The 3,273-nt window shown below is 60.0% G+C and carries 4 protein-coding genes; all 4 read left to right on the top strand.

Features of this window, described 5'->3' with window-relative positions:
- The coding region (gene infB, locus Q8K05_RS16405) for a translation initiation factor IF-2 (protein WP_305247685.1) at window positions 1–1,275 on the top strand (1,275 nt) is incomplete at its 5' end.
- A gap of 92 nt (window positions 1,276–1,367) precedes the next feature.
- Window positions 1,368–1,736 (top strand): 30S ribosome-binding factor RbfA, encoded by a 369-nt coding sequence (rbfA, locus tag Q8K05_RS16410; protein ID WP_305247686.1) that lies wholly within the window; start codon window positions 1,368–1,370, stop codon window positions 1,734–1,736.
- Between the two features lie 88 nt (window positions 1,737–1,824).
- Window positions 1,825–2,871 (top strand): tRNA pseudouridine(55) synthase TruB, encoded by a 1,047-nt coding sequence (truB, locus tag Q8K05_RS16415; RefSeq protein WP_305247687.1) that lies wholly within the window; start codon window positions 1,825–1,827, stop codon window positions 2,869–2,871.
- A 35-nt stretch (window positions 2,872–2,906) separates the two neighbouring features.
- The coding region (locus Q8K05_RS16420; RefSeq protein WP_305247688.1) for a GTP-binding protein at window positions 2,907–3,273 on the top strand (367 nt) is incomplete at its 3' end.

Consider the following 3,273-nt stretch of genomic DNA (forward strand, 5'->3'; position numbering starts at 1 on the left):
ATCCTGGTGGTGGCAGCGGACGACGGCGTCATGCCGCAGACCAAAGAAGCCATCAAGCATGCCAGGGCAGCCGGTGTTCCTATCGTTGTGGCGATCAACAAGATCGACAAACCCGGCGTCAATCTGGAACGTGTCAAGGGCGAGCTGGTCACTGAAGGCGTGGTGCCGGAAGAGTTTGGCGGCGACTCCCCGTTTGTTCCTGTTTCTGCCCATACCGGCGCCGGCATAGACACGCTGCTTGAGCAGGTGCTGCTGCAGGCTGAAGTGCTGGAGCTCCGGGCCCCGGTCGATGCCATGGCCAAGGGCCTGGTGATTGAAGCGCGTCTCGACAAGGGCCGCGGCCCGGTCGCCACCGTGCTGGTGCAGTCCGGAACGCTGAAAGCGGGCGACGTGGTGCTGGCTGGCTCGACCTATGGCCGCGTGCGCGCCATGCTCGACGAAAACGGCAAGCCGATCAAGACCGCAGGGCCGTCGATCCCCGTGGAAATTCAGGGTCTGACCGAAGTGCCACAGGCTGGCGACGAGTTCATGGTGATGACGGACGAACGCCGTGTTCGCGAAATCGCCACCTACCGCGCTGGCAAGTTCCGCAATACCAAGCTGGCCAAGCAGCAGGCGTCCAAGCTGGAAAACATGTTCGCGGACATCTCGGCTGGCGAAGTCAAGATGCTGCCCATCATCATCAAGGCCGATGTGCAGGGTTCGCAGGAAGCGCTGGGGCAGTCACTGCTCAAGCTCTCGACCGACGAGGTCAAGGTCCAGCTGGTCTACTCCGGTGTTGGCGGTATTTCCGAATCCGACGTGAATCTGGCCATTGCCTCCAAGGCAGTGCTGATCGGCTTTAACACCCGGGCTGATGCCCAGGCGCGCAAGCAGGCTGAGAACAACGGCGTTGATATTCGTTACTACAACATCATTTATGACGCTGTGGACGAACTCAAGGCCGCGATGTCCGGCATGCTCACGCCTGACAAGAAGGAAGAAGTTATCGGCATGGCCGAGGTTCGCCAGGTGTTCAAGGTCAGCAAGATCGGTTCGATCGCCGGCTGTATGGTCACCGCCGGTGTGGTTCGCCGCACCGCCAAGTTGCGCTTGCTGCGCGAAAACGTGGTCATCTTCACGGGTGAACTCGACTCGCTCAAGCGTTTCAAGGACGATGCCAAGGAAGTCAAGGAAGGCTTCGAGTGCGGCTTGAACATCAAGAACTACAACGACATCCAGGCTGGCGATCTGCTGGAGTTCTTCGAAATCCGGGAAGTGGCCCGAACCTTGTAAAAACCGAAAGAATCGCCAAGTTTCAAGCTTGGCGATTCTTCCCTTTCAAAACAAGACTGCAAAGCCCCAACCATTGATTCCCCTAGTTTTTCATGCGTAAAAAGTCATCTACTCCCAATCGCGGCTTTCGTGTCGCCGATCAGATCCAGCGCGATCTGACGGCGCTGATCGCGCGCGAGCTCAAAGACCCCCGGGTCGGCATGGTGACCATTCAGGCGGTTGAAGTGACGCCCGACTACGCCCATGCCAAGGTGTTCTTCAGCGTGTTGCTCGGCGACCCGAACGAGTGCGAAATCGCCCTCAACCAGGCCGCCGGTTTTTTGCGCAATGGCCTGTTCAAGCGCCTGATGATTCATACCGTGCCGACCCTGCATTTCCAGTTTGACCGCACCACCGAACGTGCGGCGGACATGAACGCCTTGATTGCCAAGGCAGTTTCTTCCCGCGCCCAGGACGACTGAGTTCGCGCCGTTCCCCCTCTGACAGGTTCGGGGACAACGGTGCCAACCAGCGTTCGGGCAGGCCCGGCGCAGAGCCTGTCGGAGCCTTATGACGCAAATCTCTTCTCATCGCCAGAAAATTCAGCGACGTCCCGTGCATGGCGTGCTGCTGCTCGACAAGCCGCTCGGCCTGTCGAGTAACCAGGCCCTGCAAAAAGCCAAATGGCTGCTGCGCGCGGACAAGGCCGGCCACACTGGCACGCTGGATCCACTGGCTACCGGCGTATTGCCGCTGTGCTTCGGCGCGGCCACCAAGTTCAGCCAGATTCAGCTCGATGCCGACAAAACCTACGAGGCGGTTTTGCTGCTGGGCCAGAAAACCAGCACCGCTGATGCGGAGGGTGAGGTGATAGAGACGCGTCCCGTGCCCGAGATCACCCCGGAGTTGCTGGCAGCCATGACGCAGCGCTTTACAGGCCCGCTGGCGCAGATTCCGCCGATGTATTCAGCCCTGAAGAAGGATGGCAAGGCGCTGTACGAATACGCCCGCAAGGGGATAGAGGTGGAGCGGGAAGCGCGCCACATTACTATTTTCAAGCTAAATATGGCTATAGCCCAAGATCCACGGGCGCAAGCAGCTATTAAAATCATAGTAAGCTGCAGCAAGGGAACCTACATTCGCACGCTGGGTGAGGACATTGGCGAGGCCCTGGGCTGCGGTGCGCACCTGGGTTCGCTACGGCGGCTGGAGACCGGTGGCTTTGTTGCGGCGCAATGCGTGACCCTGGCCGCGCTGGAGGCCATGAGCGAGGCCGAGCGCGACGCCTGCCTTTTCCCCGCCCAGTCGCTGGTGTCTTCGTTCCCGTCTGTCACGCTGGACGTGGATAATGCGGGACGCTTTCTGAGCGGCCTGCGCCGCCGCGGCGAGCCCGGCCAATGGGGGCCTGATGCGCCACTGGTGCAGGTGTATGGCGCCCAGCCGCCTGCGTTTCTGGGCTCGGCGCATGTGACGGCCGACGAGCTGATTCCCCAGCGTTTGCTGAGCCCGGTTGAAATCCAGGACATCCTGCGTGCGGCGCAAAGTTTTACTGATAGTTTTCCCGAACGCCCCCCGGACATAGCCTGCGGCGCCGACGTTCCCTCTTTTCAACATTAACCTTGTACCCGTTTCAAGTCTCCAGAAAGTTAACCATGAGTCAAAAACAGATCCGTAACATCGCCATCATCGCCCACGTTGACCATGGTAAGACCACCATGGTTGACCAATTGCTGCGCCAGTCTGGCACCTTTGCCGAGCACGAGAAAGTGGTCGACACCGTGATGGACAACAACGCCATCGAAAAAGAGCGTGGCATCACGATTCTGGCCAAGAACTGCGCCGTGACCTGGGAAGGCACGCACATCAACATCGTCGATACCCCCGGCCACGCCGACTTCGGTGGTGAAGTGGAACGCGCCTTGTCCATGGTCGACGGCGTGGTGCTGCTGATTGACGCGCAGGAAGGCCCCATGCCCCAGACCCGCTTTGTGACCAAGAAGGCGCTGGCCCTGGGCCTCA

The sequence above is a fragment of the Polaromonas sp. genome (assembly GCF_030682935.1).
Taxonomy (GTDB): domain Bacteria; phylum Pseudomonadota; class Gammaproteobacteria; order Burkholderiales; family Burkholderiaceae_C; genus Polaromonas.

Excerpts from the sequence above, each read along its gene's own strand:
- rbfA (WP_305247686.1), top strand. The coding sequence starts at position 1,368 with ATGCGTAAAAAGTCATCTACTCCCAATCGCGGCTTTCGTGTCGCCGAT.
- truB (WP_305247687.1), top strand. The coding sequence starts at position 1,825 with ATGACGCAAATCTCTTCTCATCGCCAGAAAATTCAGCGACGTCCCGTG.